The following is a 22,796-nucleotide window of genomic DNA, read 5'->3' as shown; positions in this document are numbered from 1 at the left end:
GCTACTATGATAATAAAAATTAATTGTGAGTAAGGTGCTAACGCATGAATTAAGTTTTCATATATGCTCTGCATTGAGATTCTTAATAGGTTAGTGGTAAGTTAATCAACACAAACGCTGGGAGCCTACGTCTTAGGATCCCAATGTATTTCAAACAGTGGCTTTAGAGCGAGTGACACTTTAATAAGCTTAGTTTGAAATTCTTAATATGTCTAGAAAAGAAAGGTCGTCGTTTTGACAACTTTGCGTATGAATCAAAATTGATGGGTCGCTACTATTCAATTTGTTTCGGCGGAATCACAGGAATACTGTCAAAATCACATTTACAATTACTTGTTGCTTCTGGAGGAAGTGGTACTTGGCCAAAATCAGAAGGAAAGCATACTGAGACATTCCAAGCGGAATCACCAGGATTGATGGAGCCTGGCATAGGCCAAAAACGTTTAGAACTATAGGTTTTACCTTTATCACTTTCCCAAAAAACGGGAGAAAATTGTGCACGAAACATTAAACTTTGGGCTGCCGAGCAGGTAAAAGTTTCTCGTACCCAAGATTTTCCCGCGGGTACTGTGGGCGTTATTAAAACTTTTTCTGTTGCTGCATCTATTACTTCTACACTCACATTATATTTGGTCCAACAATTGTCCTTGACTAAGGTGTAGTAGCAAGTAAAAGCCCATAATGGGCAGGAAGAAATGAAGCTTAGAGTAAAGATAACGAGTCGTGCTAACATGATTTAATCCTTTCATTCATTAAGGTCTGTTAACCATTTAGTTTTTCTGCTTCAAAATAACATCATTCACAGAAATGAAATGTTAACAGAAGATTCGACCAGGATTCTGGAAAAAAGACCCATTTCGTATTTAAAGCAAAAATAGAGTCAATTATTGACAACGAATTTTCATTTTAATTGTAGCATATTTATATTTTTGCTGATTTTCTCAAGGAATCTAATTTTCAATGAAATAAAAGATAAAATGAGTAGCAGGAACATTTCTTTAGGAGTCCTATGGTTGTTTTGCACCATAAGCTAAAATTAATTATTTTGGAGTTTTTCAATTATTGACTTTATTCAGGTGAATAATCCCAGCAATACTATAGCATCGAATTAGCACTTTTATATAAAACACAATAAAAACAATAAATTATTTGATTATTGGCTCATAAAAAAGTAGGGTTACGATTTTCTGAATCACATCACCAACAATATATTTTTTTAGATCAGTGTGAATCATATCTATTGACGATGTTATAATAATATGCAATATAGGTATTTAATCTTCAATTATTAAAAATAAGTATTTTCAAGGGTCGTTTGTTATGGGTCAACATGCCAAAATTTCATTGTTTAGTGCAACAGCACTTTCTGCTACTGCTATGGTTGGATCAGGGTGGCTTTTTAGCGCCCAATTAAACGCTAAAATTGCAGGAAATTATTCCTTTGTTGCATGGATTCTGGCAGCATTATTAGTTATGGCGGTTGGGTTATGCCTTGCACAAGTTGCATCTATTTATCCAGTTCGTGGAGCAACAGCTCGCTCTAGTGCGTTATCTCATAATAACATTTTTGGCATGCCTTTTGCCTTTGCCAATTGGTTTGGGTTGATGGTGACTATTGGTACCGAGGCTCAAGCAACAACACAATACTTAGCTGCCGCAATCAAAAGTGATCTTTTGATGACGGAACATTCGTTGACTCTTTATGGTAAATTATTTGCATTGAGTATCTTAGTAATTTATCTATTGATTAATTACTTTGGTATTAAATTGCTCGCGAGAATAAATAATACGGTCACTGTAATTAAAATTCTTAGTCCTATTTTTACTATTGTTATTTTTCTGATTATGCGTTTTGATACGAGCAATTTTAGCTTGGATACAAGCTCCCAATATGGGATAGGTTCTGCGATTACCGCGATCATTTCAGCAGGATTAATTTATTCTTATAATGGTTTTCAATTAGCGGTGGCTTTTGCGAGTGAAATAGAAAATCCCAAACGGAATATCCCTTTGTCAATTGTGCTTTCAATTGTTATTGTGATGTTTGTTTATATGCTATTGCAATTATCTTTTATGGGTGCTGTACCTCACGACATGTTGGCTAGTGGTTGGAGCAGCCTTAATTTTCATTCGCCTTTGATTAATTTAGCAATGTTATTAGGAGTGAACTTTTTAGCAATGATCCTGATTGCAGATAGCATCGTGAGTCCATCAGGTACAGGATATTCTTACTTAGGTGGCGCTTCTCGAATGTTCTATGCTATGGCTAAAGAGGGACAAATGCCAAAAAGAACGATTACTAAATTGCATCCACGATATAATCTATGCCGTCGTTCGCTGCTGATCAATTTTACCTTAACGGCAATATTTCTTTGGAACTCAGACAGTTGGGCTTCATTAATGGTAATTGTCACAGGTTATCATTTAATTGGATATATGGCAGCGCCAATTAGTATGGGCGCTATAAAACCCAATACCAGAATATTTGGGATAGTCATTTTTTGTATTCTTGGTTTAATGATGAGCACTTTGCCTGCCGTTGATTTTCTAAAAATGAATTTGTCTATTTCTGTTTTGATGGTAATTTACGGAATAATACAGATTACAAGGAAAATGAAAGTAAGCACATTATTAGTATTGTCGACACCATTTTTGACATATTTGTGGTTAATTTATTTTTATCAAAATGTTTATTACATTCTATTGGTATCAGCTCTTTTTTATGCACTGATTACCCATAAAGAATATGTAAAATTATGTAAAGAAACTCGCTTGATGACTGACGATGATGAAGCGGTACTCAAAACCAGTAAAAGCACAACGAGCACTCAACAGATCAATGAAGTGTATCAGCAATAAGCACAATGCATAATAAAAATAAAGCGATATAGGTATTCCCTTTTTGATAGAGAATACATTACTATCTCGCTTGTTGCTTTACTACAGAGTACTCCTGCGCTTTTCGTGACGCATAGAACTCCCAAATAATTTAAAAATAGGACTACGGTTGTTATTTATAGAAACCGTTCGTTAGAGGAAGAATCTAATGGTTCGTAGCTAGGATTTGACCTAAAGATAGGGCGACAGCACTTTGTTTTTCAACCTGAGTTATCCAAGTTGATAAGGGGATAAGAAACATTTTGAACTTCAATTTTGTGGGATCTCTCCCACCACAAAGAGGGTTCAGAGGTCTCTATTTATGAACTTAAAATTAGGATCTGTAACATTTGCTCTCCCAACGTCGGGGCACTCCCATTAGGTTAAGGAAAGTGCGCGTCAGATTGTAGGTTGGGCCTCGACCCAACCTACTTTTTTCTTAACTTAATGGCAGTGGTACACCGGGGAGTACATGTCAACAGATCCTAAAATTGTAAGATGTATTTATTATAAATTTTGATGTATTGCTTTGAGAGTTCATATTGCAATAAGGCGTGATTAATTGATTGTAATAATGCAGTGTTATTTAGATTCACAGCGATGCCCAAACCATAGCCATAGGGTATAGGTCTACCTACAGTTTTAACTTCGCCTGACGAATTTGCTGCCCAGTAAATTGCAGAAGGATTATCCAAAATAACAAAATCAATTTTTTCATTCTCCAATGCTTCTAACATTTCTTCCGTGCTATGGACACCGTAAAATGGAACAATGGTGGGATTTTTTATGTCCATTCCTTTTACTTCATCTTCAAAGATAGAGTCACCATCCACGCCAATACGTTTGTCATTTAAAAGAGCTAAACTAAATGGTTGATGAGCATAAGCCCGGTTTGAAAGAAATCGAGAATAGGTTAACAAGTAGGGATTACTGAAATTAACTAATTTTAAACGTTCTGGAGTGATCGAAATCGCATTGATTCCCATATCAATCTCTTGTCTATTTATTGCTGGAAGTAAGTCTTTAAATCTCATGGGATAAAAAGAGCAGGTACGATGCATGATATTACAGAGCTCTATTACTGTTTCGATATCAAAACCAAAAAGCTCATTATTTGCTCCCTGCATGATGAAAGGAGGATAAAAGTGTCCTATTCCTACTCTCAAAGGTTGATCTTCTGCTTGAACGGCAGCAGTGAAACAAACGAAGAAAAACAATAAACCTTTAAAAAATTTCATTAGTGTCTTCTTTTCCAATAGGTATATTTAAAATAATAAATTAAATCAAAAAATTGGCATCGCCAAATTTCTATTATTATATGAATAGGTTAAAAAATTAAAGAAAAAAATATTGAGAAGGATAAAATAATTTAATGAATCCCCAATAGACATGCTTTTTTTATTTGATCTCTGATAATAAACTTTATGTGATGAAAGTGATTTTTAGTTCACTCAAAATTTGAATAAATAATAAACATTATTTTCGTTTCCATTTATATCTCATAAACAAATAGACTCTTTGTTTTATTATAAATAACACATTAAGAGCACTTTACTATCTTAATGAATTATTAATATTTAATTTGCAAAATGATGCACCATTTTCTTTTGGTGGTGTTTATGAAAACAAAAGTAGAGTATGGTACTGGATTTACTTTAACTTATGAGGGAGTTCGTTTTACTGAACAAGGGATTCAATATAGTGATGAGCCTTTAAGTAAAATAATAGAACATGAGGACAAGATACCACCAAAAACATTTCGATTTTGTGAAGATTTTAATAATGTAGGTGCATTAATCATGCGTTTTCATTTTGGTCAATCACAACGTAGTGCCTCCTTGACCCAAGTAGTTCGTAGTAATTATAAAGATTATGCAATTGATAAAGTAGGAAAAGGGGATGATCAAACTGATTTTTTTGATGTGCCTAAGGGTGTTTCTAATGTTATAAAAGATAATTTAAGACTTCATCAATTGTCTTCTTCCCCTTTAGGCGAGGCTAAAATACTGAATCGTTTAACCTAGGCAGTCTACGAACGAAACTCCATGATTTGCGGGGAACAGGGCTTATTCGGAACCATTCATACAGCAGTTTGGCAGCCAGTACTTTCCTTACCAGGCCTCTTGACAAAAAATAATTTTGTTTATGTACCTTGTTTACCTGATATAAGCCCAATAGAGTACAAAGAGATTTCAGAGGCCCTAAAAGAGGGTGATTTTTTATTGGATGAAGATAAAACAAAAATCACTGTAAAAGAGCGTACTATTGATCTTAATTCTCTTTCAGATATTAAAATCCAACCTCAATTAGGGTCTGTTGACAATTCACCTGCCGCCTACGTGCCGCGGCTTGTCCGCGGCATCCAGTAGATGGTCAAATTAAAAGCTGAACAACCTAATTGATTGATTAATGGAAGCAAACTCATAATATAACGGCTCAGATACCAAGTATAAAACGAGTTTGCAATGCTTAGACTTATGCTCAATGACGAGCGTTGGTCAAAGCTCATCAACATAGTGCTGGCGCGCCTAATAAGGAAGAACAAGGCATTGGTAAGTCGGCTGCTGGAAATACAACGAAGATTCATATGGCCGTTGATGCTCACGGATTACCTATTGATTACAAAGTTTGGAACAGTTACATATAATATGTTCAGAAATACAAAGTCTGCCAGGAGTATCTGCAGCAAAAGTAGGTTCTGGTGGTGCCGTTCTGGGCACATCATTGATTATAGCAAAACTTTTTCCCGATCTGGCAAAATCGCTTAGGATTAATGAGAGTCAGGCAGTAACTTTACCCATTAAGACTGATCGAGAAATAGACAAGCACTTGCTCGCCCCAAAATTGTCTGCCTGTCCCTATCTTAAAGCAAAACAAAGAGAATATAATGCACCATATAAAAATAGAAATACCTTTTTTATGGAAAATAAAGTTAAAACAACCCCTACACCAGATCTCAGTATAAAATCTGAGGTAGAACAGGAAGTATCAAGTTCTAAGCAAAAATCTTCATCTTGGTGTAAATTTTTCATCGGTGCGACAATTACTACTCTGGGAGTTGGTGGTGCAATTTTGGCTTTAGGTTTGCGTAGTTAATGTAAAAAACTTGAGCTTGGATAAGAAAACCGACACAAACGGTATGCAGCAACGATGCGAATGCCTCTTCTAAAGCGCCTTACTGCCATTAACTTAAGTGGTCTGCAAAACCGTCATCTCCAGCAAGCGGGGAATGACGGTTTTACTAATTGCCGAGACCCTCAAGGGATTGTTTTGCGGGATCACTTAGCGATTCATGTTCGTTTAACTGTATTTTAGGATAATGACTCAGGAGTATAGCCTGCTGGTTTTTCTGATCCTTCACCAAAAAAATATTTTTGCATTTCTTCTTTTAAAAAGTCGCGTGCCTTCGCTTCCATTAAATTTAAGCGATATTCATTGATAAGCATGGTTTGATGACTTAGCCACATATTCCAGGCTTGTTTTGATACTTCATTGTAAATCCGCTCTCCTAATGATCCAGGGAAGGGAGGTTTTAACATACCTTCAGCATCTTGTTTCAATTTACAACAATGCACTATTCTGCTCATATTTGCCTCTTATTCATAACACTGTTCTTTATTTTACGTGTTATTTGGCAGTTTTGTACTGAAAATTACTTTTTATTTTAGTCAGAACGATGTTTCGCTTGAGCTAATAAAATATGTTGTGAAAGAATTTGTTCCTGTTCACTTGTTAACTCATTAAATGATACCGCAGTCCGATAGGTATGTTCGGTTTGATATTGACTGTAAACCACGATGCCCTCAACAATAATGGGTATCATTTTAGGTTTAGTATAAATTACCAATTTTAAGCGTGTTTTCTCTTTGATAAGCTCAGGCGTTTTAAATGCCATTCCACCTAAGCTTAGATTGACTTTACGTAAATGAATCGTGTTTGTCATGAGCATTTGTCGTGATAAGTAATCGATTTTTGCATTAAGTAGATTAAGGTAATGGGCTATGGTTGGCTCTTTAAGCGCAATAATTTGAGTTAATTCCGCCATTTCATAATCAATTTCTTGAAAATAATGAGCTGCTTCTAGATAACGCTGCCCATTTTTCCCTAAGAGTTGCTCCACAACCGCTCGATCGGGACATACTTCTCCCGGTTCCATAATTTGATAATTAAAGTAGATATGATCTTCTACCCGGAAATGTTGACGTCTTTCATGTATAGGCATAATAGCTCCATTTACTACCTTTTAAGGAACAAACTACCTCACTTGAATCAAAGAGAGAATATAATTTGTTCTTGTTCATTGATTTCCTCGGTATTTGCTACAACGAGTAACGGTTCTTTTATAAAAGTACAAAGTCCTTTTTCTAAATTTGATTTCATCATTATAGGATCAACTTCATTTAATTCACTATATTGTGTTTTTGAGGCTAATAAAACGGTAAAAGATTGAGGAGCGCGTAATTTATGTATGGTTCTTTCTACTGTATTTGATAATTCACGACTTTCATGTTTTGCCTCAACGTAATTATTTGTGCTATTTATTCTTTCGATACATTCATCTAGAAAAGCTATAAATTGGGAATCATTGATTTTGTCGTGTTCTATTGCCTCCATAACCACAGCATTAAACTCTGAAACTCTATCCAATTTTAATGCAGCAATAAATGCATCATTTAACTGAGCCGGGATTTCTAAAAGAGGTATGAGTTTCTGCAATTGTTGTTGTGCTTCAAAGTAGAATTTTTTAAGTACGTGTTTGCAGAATCCTTTATCATAAGCCGTTGCGAGGTATGCCTTGAGCTGATTTTCGGTTTCAGTGATCAATTTTATTTTTTCCTCTTTAGATTTCGTATCACAGTTCATTTTTTTACGATAAGAGGCAATAGTATTTATCACGTGAGACCTGTTTCCCACCTTATATGCTTCTTTAAGGATGCTTAAATCCCTAAGATCTATGTAGTCAGTAAAGGGGGCTAGAGTTAACTGATGTTCAGGGTGAAGGACATTTTCAGTTAATCCCATCAATTGTTCTTTAGTTATAAGTATAGTTTTAGCAGAATTCATGACCAGCGAGTCACTTTTGCTGCGACGTTTAATAAACTCAACCATAGCAGTAGAAATTTTGTCATCAAAAGTGAGTTGAATAGAGCCATTGTCTAAATCATCTACTTTCTTAATCGTGTTGAATTGTCTGTATGTCCACGGATTTTTATAGGGACGTCCATCATCGCTAAATAAGATTGGATTATGCATTAGTTTTTCGAAAATCAATGCTTGTCTTATCTCTAAAGAACTCACTTCTCCCGTTGTTTGAGGAAACAAATTTTCTAGAGTTGTTATCCGTTCTTGTATTTTTGTTCTAACTATCTCAGCATCATTTTTTAGGATGATTAAGTTGTTTAACTGAGTAGTAAGTTGGGTGTATTTTTCGTAACTTGTAACTGTTTTAAGCTTGTGTTGAATTTTAGTTATTTTCTGATGGTGTTGCCATGCAACATGATTCACATACTGAATAAGTTTGTCTTTTAGATTTTTTAATTGCATGATGCTTTCAAATTTGGAATTAAATGATGAATCTTCAATAATAGTGCGATTACGCCCTATGCCATGGCGTGTATGTTTTCGAAGAAACTCACCAGGTATTAAACAAAGGCGTGAATCAAGAATGAATTTGTCAATGCTCATCACGGATTGATCAAAAATAAAAAGCGATTTTCCATCCTTTAATGCTTTGTTTTGACAATTGCCACCTACAGTATCAGGATCACTACATATATAAAATAAGCTCAGTGCTTTGCTGAAATCATCAATAAAACAATCTGGTTCTAGACCTTCTCCTATAGGTTTAATGGTTGAATAGTGGGTATAGGTTTTACCACTTAGCCATGATGTAAATGTTTTTCCTGAACAGAAATCACTTAATAGGCGTATATCAGAAAAAAGAATAAATAATGCAGGTTGATTATTATAAGTAATTGATGTAGTAATAGCAGTATCTAGCCCCAATAAGCGAGAAATATTAAGCGCAATTGCTTCATGTTGAACCTCTCTGACATCACCGCGTTTGGGCAATTTGATTATCGCTTCAGTACAAAGTTTATATCGTTCTCTGGCTGTATCATAATCTTCTATCAAAAAGTGCTCGGGAGATTCACACAGATTGTATAATTGTTTTTTGACATTGTTTAAGCTAACTAAAGCGATTTTTTCTGTAACGCCACCTATCTCTTCAGCTAGCGTACAATAATCGAGTGTAGAGCCATCGTCTTGAGAGATACATATTTGTTGCAATTCATTAATTTTCTTAAGATCTTGTAAGATAGTTAACCGTTTTTGAATTTGTTCTTTTTTTGACTCGTTATCCGGTAAGAGTATTTCTTCTTGTGCTCGTGATATGTGGAGACTGATTTGCGAAGTGTTTGAGGCATCAAAAGTTATGGGTTCAGAAAAAGCTTGTGCTAATGAGTATAATTTTAATCTGCTGTTTACAATCAATTCATTTAATTCTGGTTCTATTTCAGTGAGCATCCTGGCTGCGCGCGTATAGTAGTTATCATTGGGCAATGCAACTATATCGTGTGCATTTAATGTATAACATATTCCTTCTTCAGCTTTTTTAAGACTAATTTTTTTTAATAGCGGAGGGGAGCCTGGTTTAAAAGTAGTGGCGTGTTTCACGATACCACAAAATTCTCGCCATTGGTTTGGATCTGTTTCGAGAGTTTCAAAATTAAATAGACCATTTTGATGGCGTTCAATATGCTCTAACAAAACATTCAGATCAGCGTAATCTGCTAAATCGTCATCATTTAGATCCATTGCAATAGGATTTTCACTTTTTTCGATTAAAAAGCGTTTTAGAATCCTATTCTTCTGCCCCAACTCCATTTGTCTGTATCCTTTTGAAAAAATTAATCCAACTTGCTTATAAATATAGACAATTTTGATGCATTTGGTCAAAAAGAATTAAAAATTGCTTTAAGATAAAGATTTATTGCAATATAAAAAATAAAGAAGCAATTCTTTTAGCCACTTACTGGAGAAAACCACTACTTAAATAGCTTGTTTTATGCTTTAATAGCTACTATTATCAGCTCAAAAAGGTTTGTCATGACTTTTGTAGTAACAGAAAGTTGTATTAAATGTAAGTACACTGATTGCGTTGAAGTTTGCCCTGTGGACTGCTTTTATGAAGGACCAAATTTTTTGGTTATTCATCCTGAAGAATGCATTGATTGTGCTTTGTGTGAACCGGAATGTCCTGTAAATGCAATCGTTTCGGAAGATGACTTAACGCCAGAACAGCAACAATTTAAAGAGTTAAATGCGAAACTTGCTAAAAATTGGCCTAATATTACATCTAAAAAGGATGCGCCTTCAGATGCTAAAGATTGGGAAGAGGTTAAGGATAAACTTCAACATCTACAAGAAGAGTGGTAGAGATAGCTTCACTTATTCAATTATGTAAGCGAGCTTTAGGTGAGAAAGGCCGGCTTTCTACAGCAATCCCTGGGTTTATAGCACGTGCACCACAATCTGATTTGGCTGTGGCCATTGCGGCAGCAATAGAAGAAAAATCTATTCTGGTAGCTGAAGCAGGAACTGGGACAGGAAAAACCTTCGCTTACTTGTTGCCTAGCTTATTAAGTGGAAAGAAAACTCTCATTTCTACTGCCACTAAGACCCTGCAAGATCAACTCTATCAAAAAGATTTACCGACTCTAGTCAGAGCGTTAGGATTATCAGTACGCGTTCAAAATTTAAAAGGTAGAGCAAATTACATTTGTGAATATCGTGTTGCGTTATATTCTGAAGAAGGACAATTTCAAAGCCCACAGTGTGCTCATGAAGTAGCTCATGTCCGAAGTAAGCTGTCTCAAATGAAAAATGGGGATCGTTCTGAACTACCCGAGCTTAGTGAGGATTCTCCAGTTTGGCCCTATGTCACTTCCACGGTTGATAATTGCCTAGGTGTTGAATGCCCGCATCATGAAACATGTTTTCTGGTTAAGGCACGGAAGAGGGCGCTAGAGGCTGATGTAGTAGTGATTAATCATCACCTTTTTTTTGCTGACTCACGTTTAAAAGAAGAGGGATTTGGTGAGTTATTACCGGGAGTTGATGTCGTTATTTTTGATGAGGCGCATCAACTTGCTGAAATAGCGACTCATTTTAATGGAGAGCGAATTGGTACACGACAATTTCATGATTTATTAGATGATCTTATCAACGAATGGCCTGTCTTAGATCTTGCAAATCAACCCTTGAAAGTTTTAAGCCACAAAGCAGATAAGTTAATGGATGAATTATTAATATGCTTACCTGGGGAGGAGCGAGTAAGTTGGGAAGAGATAAAGCGAAATAAAACATTTTTAGATATTTGGTCTCGCTGGTTGGCATTGAAAGATGAATTAATGGAGTGTTTCAATCAAATCTCACTTTCTGAGTTTCCTGGTCTTGCACGTTGCAAAGAGCGATTAGTCGATTTTGCTAGAATTTTATTGATCTTCACTGAAGAGACTCACGATAAAATTAAATGGCTGGAGCGTTTTAAACATACTTTAGTTTTTCATGCTACGCCCTATGATGTTGCTGAATCGTTTAGTGAGTTACTAAAAAGGCAAGCGTGTACTTATGTATTTACTTCAGCAACCTTAACAATGGCGGATTCCTTTGATTGCTTTTGTAAGCCTTTGGGTCTACATGGGGTCCAGACTTTAGTATTGCCAAGCCCCTTTAATTACCAACAACAAGCATTATTATATTTTCCGAGAGGACTACCAGATCCTAAGAATACTGCTTATAATGAATTACTAATAAAACGCGCTATTCCACTTATCGAAGCATTAGGAGGACGTAGCTTTTTTTTATTTACCAGTCACAAATCTCTAAAACAAGTTGCTCAAATTATATCCAGTAATTTAAATTACCCCTTACTTATCCAAGGAACAGAGGCAAAACCTATTTTATTAGAACGTTTTCGACAATTAGGGAATGCTGTTTTGTTAGGAACTTCAACATTTTGGGAGGGAGTTGATGTAAAAGGAGAGGCATTGTCTTGCGTTATTATAGATAAAATACCTTTTTCTAGCCCTGTAGATCCTGTAATTCGTGGTAAAATGACTTATTTGAAGGAAAAAGGATTATCTGGTTTTGATGAATTATCTTTACCAAGTGCAGTGATTGCTTTAAAACAAGGAGTGGGGCGTTTAATTCGGGATAACACGGATAAAGGGGTATTGATGATTGCCGATCCACGACTAACTGGTAGGGACTATGGGAGGCGCATATTAGCAAGTTTACCTCAATTACCAAAAACCCGAGATGAACAAAAAGTACTTCAATTCATTAGAGAATTAGAGTTGACCAATGAATCTATTAGCGATTGATACATCGACTGAAATGGCCAGTATAGCGTTGCTAACTGGAAAAGAGTTACTTTGTGAGGAGCAAAGCAACCCTAAAACACATGCACAATTTATTTTACCTATGATTGATAAATTAATGGTACATGCTGGTTTGCAAATGAATCAGCTTGATGGCATTGTATTTGGACGTGGGCCAGGAAGCTTCACTGGCTTGCGCATTGCCTGCAGTATTGCCAAAGGATTAGCATATGCTCATGACTTGGGATTAATTCCCGTAAGTAATTTAGCGGCTATAGCTTGGTCAGCTCGTCAACAAATTCAGGATTTGAATCTACCTGTATTAACTGTATTAGACGCGCGCATGCACGAAATGTATTGGGCTTATTTTGCTAAGGATCAATGGGTAGCAGAGGAAAGGGTCAATCCCGTACATGAAATAAATATACTTGAAGAGCAATCTGTAATTCTTGCGGGGGTAGGGGTGGATTTATATTGGGAGGATTTTACTTCCAAGACTAAATCGCTTGTCAATGAACAATTGCGTATAAATCCTTCTGCTGCGGCTATGATTCAATTGGCGCAGTTTTCTGCATTACAACCTGTTTCAGCCGCTTCGGCCCAACCTATATACATCCGAAATAAAGTCACTTAGGAGTCTTTCATGGATAAAAAATTATTGGAATTATTAGTTTGTCCTTTATGTAAAGGAAAATTACAATTAAAAAAACAAGAATTAATCTGTAAGTTTGATCGGTTAGCTTTTCCTATCCATGATGATATTCCTGTAATGTTGGAACATGAAGCTCGAATTATCCCATTGGAAGAAAAAGATCAATTATAAACAAAGCATTAAGCACGTCATCTCATGCATTCTAATCCGCATTCAATGATTTAAAGTTTTTGTGGAATTGAATGGGAGACGGCTGGGCGATAATTGCTTTTTTCACCCCGGCCATGAAAAATTACTTCGCTAGTTAGTGATAATAGTGCACTTATAACAATGGATTATTGCTTGGTGATGTATTTTTTACGCCAAAACAATAAAAATGCTGGAATCATCATCAATACAATTCCCATCGAAAAGACAAATCTAAAATGTGATGCGCTGCCAAAATTCATAAATTCAACTGGAGGAATAAATCCTACTATTAAAGTCATTGTGCAGCCGCATAATCCTAAAATACACGTTAAATAATAGCCGAGTTTTTTTCCGGGTATAGCAAAGGGTCTTTCAATATGCGCAAATTTACTTTTTAATCTCCACGCAGCAATAAACATTAAGACATACATCATAATATACAGTTCAGTACTTAATGCTGTGAATAACCAATAAATAGCATTCACGGTTGGAAATAATAGAAACCCACTACAAAGAAACGTTACCAGGATGGCTTGAATAATTAAAATTCGTGAAGCAACGCCACGCTTATTTAATTGACACAAAAAATTAGGTAAGAAATTGTGGTTGGCAGCCATAAGCAAGCCTTTAGCAGGTGAAATAATCCAATTGATCATACTTCCCAAACTTCCTAATAACAAAAGTACAATAAGAATAGGTAATAACCAAGTTAAGTTATAAGCCTGTAAAAAGTTATTAAAAGCCTGTAATACGCCATCAATAAGGCTTATTTTTTCTTTAGGAAGAACAAAAGCGATTGCTAAAGAACCAAAAATCATCGTGGTTAAAATTAATAGTACCGAAAAAAACATTGCTCGAGGAAAGTTTTTCTGTGGGTTATCCACATTTCGAACGTGAACCGCTGCGAGTTCCATACCTAGAAATGAAGTCATAATTGCAGTGAGTGATACCCAAGATTGACTGTCACCCCATTGCGGCAATAAATGAGGCAAACTTAAATCAATTGCTATAGGATTACCTTTAATGACCCAGGTAGCCGCAAGAAAAATAATAAATCCCATAGGAATAATCATTCCTAAAATAGCGCATAGACCTGCAAAATGGGCTGAGGCGCGTAAACCTGATAAAGCAATTAAAGTGAGCGACCAAAATATAATGAGAATCACTGCAATTAAATAGTACTTATTTTGCGCGAGTTCGGGATTAATTAAATAAGCCAGTACTCCTGCAATGAAGGATAAAATGGTGGGATACCATACTAAGGTGTTTATCCATTGTAACCAAATGGTAAAAAAAGCAAGATTTTCACCGTAGGCATGTTTCACCCAACTATAGATTCCTCCTTCTTCATCAGCCCACGTTGATGATAATTCTGCTGAAACTAAAGCAACTGGAATTAAAAATACAATTGCGGAAAAAATAAAGAAAAAAATTAATGAAGAACCGAATAAAGCTGTTCCTGGCAAATTTCTGATGCTATCAATTGCACCAGTAATCAATAAGACCAAAGCAAGTACAGATATTTTTTCAGAAGACCAACTGTTCATTAATTAATTCTATTTGTTAAAATGATATACATTATATAGGAAGTTATTGATTGATGTTACATTTTTTTATCCTACCAGGGAATCTTTATTCTTTTTAAAGAAAATTAACTATTCTGAAAAATTAATGATTTGATTTTAGGATGGTTTTTATAAATCTTGAATGATTATGTCTCATCCTTCTTAAATCCCCCCTTACAGGCAGGGGATTGTAAAACTGTTTTTTGCTTTTTTTCCCATTCATCAGGAGTAAATAGATGCATGCTTAACGCATGTAATCCACGTTCAAATTCTTCATGAAGTAGATGATTTAATAGCCTGTGGCGTGCAATTCGTGATAAATCATTAAAATGCAACGATACAGCGGTCACTTTAAAATGGGTTTGTGCACCTTCAGGGACATGATGATTGCCTGACTCATCTTCGACATTTAAATAAATAGGCGCTAATTCCTGATGTAATAATTCTTCAATACGATTTTTCCGGGACATATTTAACTCTAAAATATTGATTCATTTGTTTATATCATACCAAAATAAAAAAGCTGCTTGGAAGCAGCTTTTTAAGAGAGATGAGACTAAATACGGCAATTGGACGGAACATATCGGTCGTTTGCAGCCTGATCAACCGCACAAGTCCAGGTAATAGCATCTGTTGGCGGGGTACCAGCAACAAGAGCTGCACCACCAGATTGTGGGGTTAAAGTAATAACGATACTTTTTGCCGGCGCATCATAAGTGATAGTGATTACTCCCGTATTATCATCAACAGCAACGCTTTTTACATTAGCAGTTGCTGTAGGGGCAACCCAGCCCTGACCTAATTTCGCAGCGCCACTTGATGCGTTCTCAGAAACTGTCGTTTTTGCTGCAGAGGCAAGGCTTAATCCTTCCGTAACACGAGCTCTAACGACATAGTCTTGATATGCGGGAATCGCTATTGCGGCGAGAATTCCAATGATTGCCACTACTATCATCAATTCAATTAAAGTAAAACCTTTTTGCTTCATTGTTAGCTCCCTAATTAATTACATCCATAAACATACAAATAGATAACAAATAGGCTATACAACGATACAACTCACCTTATCTTGTTAGAAAAAGATAAAGTCCTATTTGATCTTTTTCTTTATACTAAGTTTAGCAGAAGTCCTCTAAATATGTATTGCATTTACATTTATTGTTTATTGTATGTTTAAGTCAAATATCAATTTTTTGTGATAGCAACTTATAAGTGGGGGAAGCATAACCGAAGAGGAGGGCAAATGATATTCGGTTATGCTTGCTCTTATGAGTTAACTATTGGCCTTGAAGTACTTTGGGCACTAATATATTTTTTAAACGAACATAATCAGGAAGCCCATTTACATAATCAGGATAAGCTTCGCCTTGAATCAAAGGAGATAAATAACGTTTGCACGCTTCTGTGATTCCCATCCCATCTGCCGCAATATATTCTTTAGGCAAGGCTTTTTCTTGATTAGCAACATCGGCTAAAGCTGCATGACCTATAGACCATTGATAAGGTTCATCTTGTTCACGAACAATAATGGGCATAATCGCATTATGGCCTTTAACTGCAAGCTCTACGGCAGCTTTGCCCAGAGCATAAGCCTGTTCCAAATCAACTTTAGATGCAATATGTCGCGCAGCACGTTGCAGATAATCAGCAACTGCCCAGTGATATTTATAATTGAGTTCAGTTTTAATGAGCTGAGCAATAACTGGGGCAACACCTCCCAATTGGGCATGACCAAAAGCATCCTTTAATCCTGCATCACTTAAAAACTTACCTTCTGTATTTCGAATTCCTTCAGAAACAACAATCACACAATAACCATAAGTTTTGACACATTCATCTACTTTGCTCAAAAATTTTTCTGGTTCAAAAGGAACTTCAGGTAATAAAATAATATGGGGTGGTTCGTCAGGGCTTTTGCTGGCTAAACCACTTGCGGCTGCAATCCATCCAGCATGGCGTCCCATGACTTCAAGAATAAAAACTTTTGTTGAAGAGGCAGCCATAGAAGCAACGTCAAACCCAGCCTCTCTGGTTGATACAGCTACATATTTAGCCACAGAACCAAAACCTGGGCATGCATCAGTAAAAGGAAGATCATTATCTACAGTTTTTGGTATCCCAATACAGGTGATGGGATACCCCATATTAGCACCCAACTGTGATACTTTATAGGCCGTATCTTGGGAGTCACCACCACCGTTATAGAAAAAATAACCGATATTATGTGCTTTAAATACTTCGATGAGTCGCTCATATTCTGCACCGTCATTTTTAAGTTTGTAGCGACAAGAACCAAAAGCGCCGGCAGGTGTTTGTAATAATTTAGCGATATCCGCGTCAGTTTCAAGTGATGTGTCAATAAGCTCTTCATTTAACGCACCGATAATTCCATTTTTGGCAGCATAGACCTTTCCTATATGTTGAGGATAGAATTTAGCCGTTTGGATGACTGCGCAAGCTGAGGCATTAATGACCGCCGTGACACCTCCTGATTGAGCATATATCGCATTTTTTATAGTCATTTTATCTCCTTGTTCATTTGAGATGCGCAGATGTATTGCGCTACGTTTTTATTTTTTGATTTTCGTATTCACTAATTACTGCGTCGATGCTTTGAATTAATTCTGCAAAAGGAGTAGCTAATTCTGCGATTGAAGCAGCATGAGCAGCAAGTTTTTCTACTTGAACCACCTTTTTTTGTAATGTGGGGACACCACTAAAACAACATGCTCCATGAAGTTTATGTGCTGCTTCGCCCAATTGTTTCACATTTTTTTCATGCATTAATTGGATGAATTCTTCACGGTTTTTAATCAATTCTTCTACAAATCGAGCAAGGAACTCTTCGGCTAGCGATTGATTTCCAGAGGCTTTTTGAACACACAATTGCCAATCTATTGCAGAGTGCTTTGCTTTATCTGCAATACGTAAAATTTGGATCAATAATTGTTTTTCATCTATGGGTTTTTGCAAACAAAAATTTACCCCTGATTTTTTTAAATCAATATCATTTACATCTCTACCATTTGCACTAATTAATACTATGGGTGTATGACGATTGAATTCTGATTTTTGACGAATAAGTCGAGCGGCTTCTAAGCCATTGATTTTAGGCATATGTAGGTCAAGTAAGATAAGACTGTATTTCTTTTCATTACACACCGATACAGCCATTTCTCCATTATCAACCGCTACAATATTGGCACGAGTACCTAATAAAGAGTCAAGAAGCATTTTATTCACTGGATTATCTTCAGCTATAAGAAGATCTGGATGTAGGAAACGTAATTGTTCCCTTAAACCTTCTAATTCATGATTAACTGACTTTTCAATATTTTCTTGGTTTGTTAATGACTCAATAATATCTTGGAGTTTTTGGATACTGATGGGTTTATATAAAAATCCTTGGGCACCAAGTGCTGTATAATCATTAATAAGCCATTTAGAGGTCAACACATAAGGAAAATAATTATGCTCGGCTATTAGCTTAGTAATTTGTTGTTCATAACCTTTATTGATATTAAGAAAAGCGATGTTGCAATCTTTATTATTTTTCAGCTTATTCGCGAGTTGATTTAGTGAAGGTACAGCGATACATTTGACTCCCCAATAGCCTAATCCATTACACAAGGCCTCCAGCTGCATGGGGTTATCGTCAAAACAAAGCATTTTAAAATGAGCAAAAGGATGAACTTGGTTTTTTTCAACTTCATAGGCAACTAATTTTTCAACCTTGATATAAGCAGTAAAAACAGAACCTTTGTTGAGCTCACTGGCAAAAGTAATGCGGCCTTTCATTTCTTCACAGAGTTTTTTACAGATTACCAAACCAAGTCCTGATCCGCCATAACGACGAGTAATACTGGTATCTGCCTGATTAAAGGCGGTAAACAGTTTGTTTTGATCTTCAGGAGAAATACCTAAGCCTGTATCCGTAATTGTAATGCATAAAGTGTAATCTTTATCCGTTTCCTGCTCTACTTTAGTACGGATTAATACATATCCATGATCAGTAAATTTAACTGCATTAGTTACCAGGTTGCTAATAAACTGTTTTACTCTAAAGGGGTCTCCTAAAACAATCTTAGGTACGTTCAGTTCGGTGATAGGAATTAAGTCGATCCCTTTTTTATGGGCATTAGGCGCTGCAAGAGCGAGTACTTCATCAATACAGTGGCGAATATTTAATGGAATACAATCGAGATGCAGTTTTCCCGCATCAATTTTAGAGAAATCGAGAATGTCATTGATAATCCCTAATAAGTCTTGTGCTGATGACTTAATTGTTTTTACATAATCTAATTGCAAAGGATCAAGTTTACTTTCAAGTAAAACATTAGTAAAACCAATAACTCCATTCATCGGAGTACGAATTTCATGACTCATATTGGCGATAAATTCAGACTTTTGCCGGCTTTTTTCTTCAATTTTTTTCTTTTCAAGGGAAAGTTCAATATTTTTTTCCTCTAAAAGCTCTAAACTTTGTTGTAAATCAGCCGTGGCTACTTCAATGTGGTGGTTTAGATCGCGTATCGTTTCAAGGTGTTTTTTTTGCAAATGCGAGCAACCTTGTTCAATTATTCCTAATTCTCCAGAGCTAGTTGTTTTTATCTCTGTTTCAAACTCGTTACGTAAAATTTGTTTCATGCTCCTTCGCAAACGAGAAATAGGTAAATAAATTTGTTTCGAGAGAAAGTAGTGAATGGTTAATCCTACTAATAACCCGAATAAAGTAATGAAAATAGTGACAATAAGCATCTGATAACGTTTGATTATCATTGAGCGAGTATCGATATCAATAGACAACCAACCAAGAATATCATCAGCTCGAGATGCCATCGGGCTTAAAATATTTTTAAAAGAAGAGTTGGAATACAAATTAAATTTTGGAATTGTGACAGGGGCGATAAAGTTGATAGTAAAGGGGTTAATTTGTTTACTTTTAATGTAATCCCCAGTGAATTTAGGTGCAGTAAATGGTTTGCTTAGTGAATGTTTGCCTCCACGATAAGCAAGGAGTTGACCATCGCTACTGTAAAAAGCGAGTGCTTTGACTTCAGGATTAATTGTTGATGCATTGATAAGGTCCTGTAAGGTTCGATCGTCTCCACGCAGCATAGCATACTGGGCGGCGGGGAGTAATTGTCGAATATATGCTTCGCCTAGGCGAGACATGTGTTGTTTTAAGTCATTACCAAACAACCCATTATAAAAAATGGCAAGGAGTAGGGCGACCAGAAAAACAGGGATTAAGGTAGTAATTCTTAGTTGATACTTAATACCAATGCTTTTCAAGATGATTCACCAGATGGTTTGAGTATTATATTTAAGCGCATTGGGAAAAAACGAATCTTTCCCTTTCACCCAGGCTATAAAGTCAGTTATTATAGCGCGATTATTTTATTCCTTACAATGTGGAAGTGATTATGACTGTTAGAACCCGATTTGCCCCAAGTCCGACTGGATATTTACACGTAGGTGGAGTAAGAACTGCTTTATTTTCATGGCTTTATGCAAAACGTCATGGTGGTGAGTTTATTTTGCGCATCGAAGATACTGACCAAGAACGCTCCACTCAAGAATCCGTCCAGGCCATACTGGATGGCATGACTTGGTTAGGCATGGATTATGACGAAGGACCTTTTTATCAAACGAAACGCTATGACCGATACAATGAGGTAGTACAACAGTTATTAAATGAAGGAAAGGCTTACCGATGTGAATGCAGTAAGGAACGTCTGGAAGCTTTGCGAGAAGCTCAAATAGCAGCCAAAGAAAAGCCTCGTTATGATGGCCATTGCCGCAATAAAGATTTACCTGTTTCTGATGCCCCTTTTGTCATTCGTTTTAAAAATCCTGCTCAAGGTACGGTATCTTTTCACGATCAGGTTTATGGTGAAATACACGTTGCGAATACTGAATTAGATGATCTAATTTTGATACGTTCTGATGGGCATCCTACTTATAATTTTGCAGTGGTGATTGATGATATCGATATGAATATTACCCATGTAATTCGAGGTGATGACCATATTAATAATACACCAAGACAAATCAATTTATTTCAAGCATTAAATGCACCTATCCCTGTATTTGCTCATTTGCCAATGATTTTAGGGGAAGACGGCAAACGTTTATCCAAGCGCCACGGTGCAGTGGGTGTATTGCAGTTTAAAGAATTAGGTATCTTACCGCATGCTTTACTAAATTACTTGGTTCGCTTGGGTTGGTCTCATGGAGATCAGGAGATTTTTAGTATCGATGAGATGATAACCTCTTTTGATTTGAAAAATGTGAGCCGAGGAGTTTCAAGTTTCAACTACGAAAAATTATATTGGCTCAATCAACATTATCAAAAAAATGATCCAGTTGAAGATGTGGCCGAAGCTTTGCATTGGCATTTTGAAAAAGAAGGAATTAAACTGGATAAGGGTCCAGCATTAATTGATTTAGTGCCTATTCAGGCTGAACGTTGTAAGACTTTAGCTGAAATATGCCAAATGAGTACGTATTTCTATACTGATACGATTGAGTATGATGAAGCAGCAGTGAAAAAACATTTGAGACCAGTGGTTTTAGAGCCTTTAAGTGCGCTTTATGAACGCTTTAATGCAGTAGAGTCTTGGGAAAAGGAGCATTTGCAAGAATGTATTAATGATATCAGTGCACAATTTGATATCAATATGGGGAAAATTGCACAACCATTACGCGTAGCAGTAACTGGTTCGGGTATGTCACCACCTATTGATATGACCTTGATGTTATTAGGTAAAGAAAAGGTACTAACTCGCCTTGCTTTTGCGTTGGAACAATTGAAAAAAAGATCGGGTACTCCTTTATGAAATTAAAATTATCTCCATTCTGTTTCGCGTTAACGTCATGCGTCGCTTTCTTTAGTTCAGCAGCGTTTTCTGCCCCCTCGAATACTTCAAATAACCTAAATCAACAGTTTCAAAAGGAAATCAAAGATTATTATGAGAAGTATCATGAAAAGGAAAAATTTACAGCTATTGCTGCCTCAGTATTGATTCCTCAAAATCGGACGAATAATAAGCAAGAAGTTCAAACTGTAGTACACGGTACCATGGGTTATCCGCCTTTATCCCAACCGATTACGCCAAATAATTTATTTGATATTGGCAGTATTACAAAATCATTCACGTCATTACTCTTATTGCAATTGCAAACGGAAAATAAATTAACTTTAGACGACCGATTAGGTAAATGGTTGCCTCAATACCCCAATTGGAAAGAGGTTACTTTACGCCAATTATTAAATATGACCAGTGGCATTCCAAATTATTCTGAAGATAAAGAGTTTTCGAAAAAAATGGAGGCCCATTTGGATACAGTTTGGACTGATAAAGAATTACTTACTTACGCACATCCTGAAAAGCCACTTGTTACTAAAAAGGAAAATCAATTTGAATACTCTAATTCAAATTACATTTTGGCCGCAATGGTTATCGAAAAAGTCACTCAAGATACTTTTGCAAACCAATTAAAGTTACGAATTATTAATAAGGAAAATGGGTTAAATGGCATGTTCTACCTAGCAGGTTCAGATGGACAAGCTGTTGCAAAGGCAATTAAAGATCTTAGAGTTCATGGTTATTATTACGATGAAGAAAAGAATAAACTCATTGATACAATTACGAATGACTTGTCTTGGGCTGGCGCTGCCGGGGCTATTGTAGGCAATACTGAGGATGTATTGCATTGGGTACAATTGCTTTATCACGGAACATTAATTAATCCAATTTATCGAGAAAGCTCTTTGGCTGAATTAGAATCCGTTGTGTCTATGAGAACTGGACAAACAATTCCTGGAGTCACAGAAAATGATCCTCTGGGGTTTGGTTTAGGAGTGGGCTCCTATTATGATAAAGGACTTAAGCAACGTTTTTGGTTCTATGAAGGCAGCACCCTCGGGTTTAGATTCACGTATACATGGCAGTCTTGCAATAATGTGACTACGGTTGTCGCCTTAAATAGTAAAGGAGGAGAGGGAAATCCTGATTCTAAATTGGGTGATGCAATTAAAGAGGCGAATGTTAATTTATATAAAATTATCTTGAAAAACTATCCTGAATTAAATTGTATTGGTGATTGATGTTTTGTGTTTGA

21 protein-coding genes and 1 pseudogene are annotated in these 22,796 nt (G+C 36.1%); 12 read left to right on the top strand and 10 right to left on the bottom strand.

What is annotated here, in order from left to right:
* Positions 1-274 precede the first annotated feature (274 nt).
* On the bottom strand, positions 275-733 hold the full coding sequence (locus EL220_RS12310) for a hypothetical protein (protein WP_027270271.1): 459 nt from the start codon (positions 731-733) through the stop codon (positions 275-277).
* Positions 734-1,320: 587 nt separating this feature from the next.
* On the opposite strand from EL220_RS12310, the gene EL220_RS12305 reads away from it, so the two are divergent.
* Entirely contained in the window at positions 1,321-2,859 is a 1,539-nt protein-coding gene (locus tag EL220_RS12305; protein ID WP_027270270.1) for an APC family permease, read from the top strand.
* Positions 2,860-3,362: 503 nt separating this feature from the next.
* On the opposite strand, the gene EL220_RS12300 is transcribed toward EL220_RS12305, so the two are convergent.
* Positions 3,363-4,115 (bottom strand): transporter substrate-binding domain-containing protein, encoded by a 753-nt coding sequence (locus tag EL220_RS12300; protein WP_027270269.1) that lies wholly within the window; start codon positions 4,113-4,115, stop codon positions 3,363-3,365.
* Positions 4,116-4,496: 381 nt separating this feature from the next.
* On the opposite strand from EL220_RS12300, the gene EL220_RS19125 reads away from it, so the two are divergent.
* The 5 genes and pseudogenes from EL220_RS19125 to EL220_RS19115 all read left to right on the top strand — a co-directional run bounded on the left by EL220_RS19125 (position 4,497) and on the right by EL220_RS19115 (position 6,192).
* Complete coding sequence (locus EL220_RS19125; protein ID WP_027270268.1) at positions 4,497-4,901, top strand: hypothetical protein; 405 nt, start codon at positions 4,497-4,499, stop codon at positions 4,899-4,901.
* A gap of 21 nt (positions 4,902-4,922) precedes the next feature.
* Positions 4,923-5,246 carry a hypothetical protein gene (locus EL220_RS19120; protein WP_027270267.1) on the top strand — a complete coding sequence of 108 codons (324 nt, stop codon included), beginning with the start codon at positions 4,923-4,925 and terminating at the stop codon, positions 5,244-5,246.
* Between the two features lie 122 nt (positions 5,247-5,368).
* Positions 5,369-5,506 (top strand): annotated as a pseudogene (locus EL220_RS12290) (IS5/IS1182 family transposase); the annotation flags it as partial.
* The gene (locus EL220_RS12285; RefSeq protein ID WP_027270266.1) at positions 5,506-5,973 is read left to right on the top strand and encodes a hypothetical protein; all 468 of its coding nucleotides are present in this window, start codon (positions 5,506-5,508) and stop codon (positions 5,971-5,973) included. The pseudogene EL220_RS12290 and the gene EL220_RS12285, both read left to right, overlap by 1 nt.
* 60 nt (positions 5,974-6,033) lie before the next feature.
* A complete protein-coding gene (locus EL220_RS19115) occupies positions 6,034-6,192 on the top strand; it encodes a hypothetical protein (protein WP_155833963.1) in 159 nt (52 codons plus the stop codon).
* On the opposite strand, the gene EL220_RS12280 is transcribed toward EL220_RS19115, so the two are convergent.
* The 3 genes from EL220_RS12280 to EL220_RS12270 all read right to left on the bottom strand — a co-directional run bounded on the left by EL220_RS12280 (position 6,189) and on the right by EL220_RS12270 (position 9,765).
* On the bottom strand, positions 6,189-6,464 hold the full coding sequence (locus tag EL220_RS12280; RefSeq protein ID WP_027270265.1) for an oxidative damage protection protein: 276 nt from the start codon (positions 6,462-6,464) through the stop codon (positions 6,189-6,191). The two genes, EL220_RS19115 and EL220_RS12280, sit on opposite strands and share 4 nt — an antisense overlap.
* Before the next feature lie 77 nt (positions 6,465-6,541).
* Positions 6,542-7,099 carry a PilZ domain-containing protein gene (locus EL220_RS12275; protein ID WP_027270264.1) on the bottom strand — a complete coding sequence of 186 codons (558 nt, stop codon included), beginning with the start codon at positions 7,097-7,099 and terminating at the stop codon, positions 6,542-6,544.
* Positions 7,100-7,146: 47 nt separating this feature from the next.
* On the bottom strand, positions 7,147-9,765 hold the full coding sequence (locus EL220_RS12270; protein ID WP_027270263.1) for a hypothetical protein: 2,619 nt from the start codon (positions 9,763-9,765) through the stop codon (positions 7,147-7,149).
* A 222-nt stretch (positions 9,766-9,987) separates the two neighbouring features.
* Here EL220_RS12270 and fdxA point away from each other — a divergent pair, with 222 nt between their 5' ends.
* The 4 genes from fdxA to EL220_RS12250 are packed head-to-tail and all read left to right on the top strand — an operon-like array spanning position 9,988 to position 13,086.
* Positions 9,988-10,317 (top strand): ferredoxin FdxA, encoded by a 330-nt coding sequence (gene fdxA, locus EL220_RS12265; RefSeq protein WP_027270262.1) that lies wholly within the window; start codon positions 9,988-9,990, stop codon positions 10,315-10,317.
* Positions 10,311-12,266 (top strand): ATP-dependent DNA helicase, encoded by a 1,956-nt coding sequence (locus tag EL220_RS12260; RefSeq protein ID WP_027270261.1) that lies wholly within the window; start codon positions 10,311-10,313, stop codon positions 12,264-12,266. Before fdxA ends, EL220_RS12260 begins: the two co-directional genes overlap by 7 nt.
* Positions 12,247-12,897: a tRNA (adenosine(37)-N6)-threonylcarbamoyltransferase complex dimerization subunit type 1 TsaB gene (gene tsaB, locus EL220_RS12255; RefSeq protein WP_027270260.1), complete on the top strand. Its 651-nt coding sequence runs from the start codon at positions 12,247-12,249 to the stop codon at positions 12,895-12,897. Before EL220_RS12260 ends, tsaB begins: the two co-directional genes overlap by 20 nt.
* 9 nt (positions 12,898-12,906) lie before the next feature.
* Positions 12,907-13,086, top strand: a complete 180-nt coding sequence (locus EL220_RS12250; protein ID WP_027270259.1) for a Trm112 family protein — start codon at positions 12,907-12,909, stop codon at positions 13,084-13,086.
* Positions 13,087-13,250: 164 nt separating this feature from the next.
* Here the strand turns inward: EL220_RS12250 and EL220_RS12245 are convergent, their stop codons facing one another.
* From EL220_RS12245 to letS, 5 genes are all read right to left on the bottom strand, one after another.
* Positions 13,251-14,651, bottom strand: a complete 1,401-nt coding sequence (locus EL220_RS12245) for an APC family permease (RefSeq protein ID WP_027270258.1) — start codon at positions 14,649-14,651, stop codon at positions 13,251-13,253.
* 164 nt (positions 14,652-14,815) lie between these two features.
* Positions 14,816-15,139, bottom strand: coding sequence for a BolA family protein (locus tag EL220_RS12240; RefSeq protein ID WP_027270257.1), 324 nt, complete (start codon positions 15,137-15,139; stop codon positions 14,816-14,818).
* Positions 15,140-15,225: 86 nt separating this feature from the next.
* Positions 15,226-15,657, bottom strand: coding sequence for a pilin (locus EL220_RS12235; RefSeq protein WP_027270256.1), 432 nt, complete (start codon positions 15,655-15,657; stop codon positions 15,226-15,228).
* Positions 15,658-15,946: 289 nt separating this feature from the next.
* Entirely contained in the window at positions 15,947-17,191 is a 1,245-nt protein-coding gene (locus EL220_RS12230; RefSeq protein WP_027270255.1) for a 6-phosphofructokinase, read from the bottom strand.
* A gap of 40 nt (positions 17,192-17,231) precedes the next feature.
* Positions 17,232-19,967 (bottom strand): two-component system sensor histidine kinase LetS, encoded by a 2,736-nt coding sequence (gene letS, locus EL220_RS12225; RefSeq protein ID WP_128130908.1) that lies wholly within the window; start codon positions 19,965-19,967, stop codon positions 17,232-17,234.
* Positions 19,968-20,095: 128 nt separating this feature from the next.
* Here letS and gltX point away from each other — a divergent pair, with 128 nt between their 5' ends.
* Together gltX and EL220_RS12215 are read left to right on the top strand one after the other, a co-directional pair.
* Positions 20,096-21,511: a glutamate--tRNA ligase gene (gene gltX, locus EL220_RS12220; protein ID WP_027270253.1), complete on the top strand. Its 1,416-nt coding sequence runs from the start codon at positions 20,096-20,098 to the stop codon at positions 21,509-21,511.
* The gene (locus EL220_RS12215) at positions 21,508-22,782 is read left to right on the top strand and encodes a serine hydrolase domain-containing protein (protein WP_027270252.1); all 1,275 of its coding nucleotides are present in this window, start codon (positions 21,508-21,510) and stop codon (positions 22,780-22,782) included. The genes gltX and EL220_RS12215 overlap by 4 nt, the downstream gene beginning before the upstream one ends.
* Positions 22,783-22,796: the final 14 nt, after the last annotated feature.

This window comes from Legionella sainthelensi, from assembly GCF_900637685.1.
Taxonomy (GTDB): Bacteria; Pseudomonadota; Gammaproteobacteria; order Legionellales; family Legionellaceae; genus Legionella; species Legionella sainthelensi.
This window is presented reverse-complemented; position numbering and strand designations above follow the sequence as displayed.

Bases quoted from the DNA above. Each gene is read 5' to 3' on its own strand.
- EL220_RS12235 (WP_027270256.1), bottom strand. From the start codon at position 15,657: ATGAAGCAAAAAGGTTTTACTTTAATTGAATTGATGATAGTAGTGGCA.
- EL220_RS12245 (WP_027270258.1), bottom strand. From the start codon at position 14,651: ATGAACAGTTGGTCTTCTGAAAAAATATCTGTACTTGCTTTGGTCTTA.
- EL220_RS12215 (WP_027270252.1), top strand. From the start codon at position 21,508: ATGAAATTAAAATTATCTCCATTCTGTTTCGCGTTAACGTCATGCGTC.
- EL220_RS12310 (WP_027270271.1), bottom strand. From the start codon at position 733: ATGTTAGCACGACTCGTTATCTTTACTCTAAGCTTCATTTCTTCCTGC.
- EL220_RS12305 (WP_027270270.1), top strand. From the start codon at position 1,321: ATGGGTCAACATGCCAAAATTTCATTGTTTAGTGCAACAGCACTTTCT.
- tsaB (WP_027270260.1), top strand. From the start codon at position 12,247: ATGAATCTATTAGCGATTGATACATCGACTGAAATGGCCAGTATAGCG.
- EL220_RS19120 (WP_027270267.1), top strand. From the start codon at position 4,923: ATGATTTGCGGGGAACAGGGCTTATTCGGAACCATTCATACAGCAGTT.
- EL220_RS12280 (WP_027270265.1), bottom strand. From the start codon at position 6,464: ATGAGCAGAATAGTGCATTGTTGTAAATTGAAACAAGATGCTGAAGGT.
- EL220_RS19125 (WP_027270268.1), top strand. From the start codon at position 4,497: ATGAAAACAAAAGTAGAGTATGGTACTGGATTTACTTTAACTTATGAG.
- EL220_RS12275 (WP_027270264.1), bottom strand. From the start codon at position 7,099: ATGCCTATACATGAAAGACGTCAACATTTCCGGGTAGAAGATCATATC.
- EL220_RS12240 (WP_027270257.1), bottom strand. From the start codon at position 15,139: ATGTCCCGGAAAAATCGTATTGAAGAATTATTACATCAGGAATTAGCG.
- EL220_RS12300 (WP_027270269.1), bottom strand. From the start codon at position 4,115: ATGAAATTTTTTAAAGGTTTATTGTTTTTCTTCGTTTGTTTCACTGCT.
- fdxA (WP_027270262.1), top strand. From the start codon at position 9,988: ATGACTTTTGTAGTAACAGAAAGTTGTATTAAATGTAAGTACACTGAT.
- EL220_RS19115 (WP_155833963.1), top strand. From the start codon at position 6,034: ATGCCTCTTCTAAAGCGCCTTACTGCCATTAACTTAAGTGGTCTGCAA.
- EL220_RS12230 (WP_027270255.1), bottom strand. From the start codon at position 17,191: ATGACTATAAAAAATGCGATATATGCTCAATCAGGAGGTGTCACGGCG.
- gltX (WP_027270253.1), top strand. From the start codon at position 20,096: ATGACTGTTAGAACCCGATTTGCCCCAAGTCCGACTGGATATTTACAC.
- EL220_RS12250 (WP_027270259.1), top strand. From the start codon at position 12,907: ATGGATAAAAAATTATTGGAATTATTAGTTTGTCCTTTATGTAAAGGA.
- EL220_RS12270 (WP_027270263.1), bottom strand. From the start codon at position 9,765: ATGGAGTTGGGGCAGAAGAATAGGATTCTAAAACGCTTTTTAATCGAA.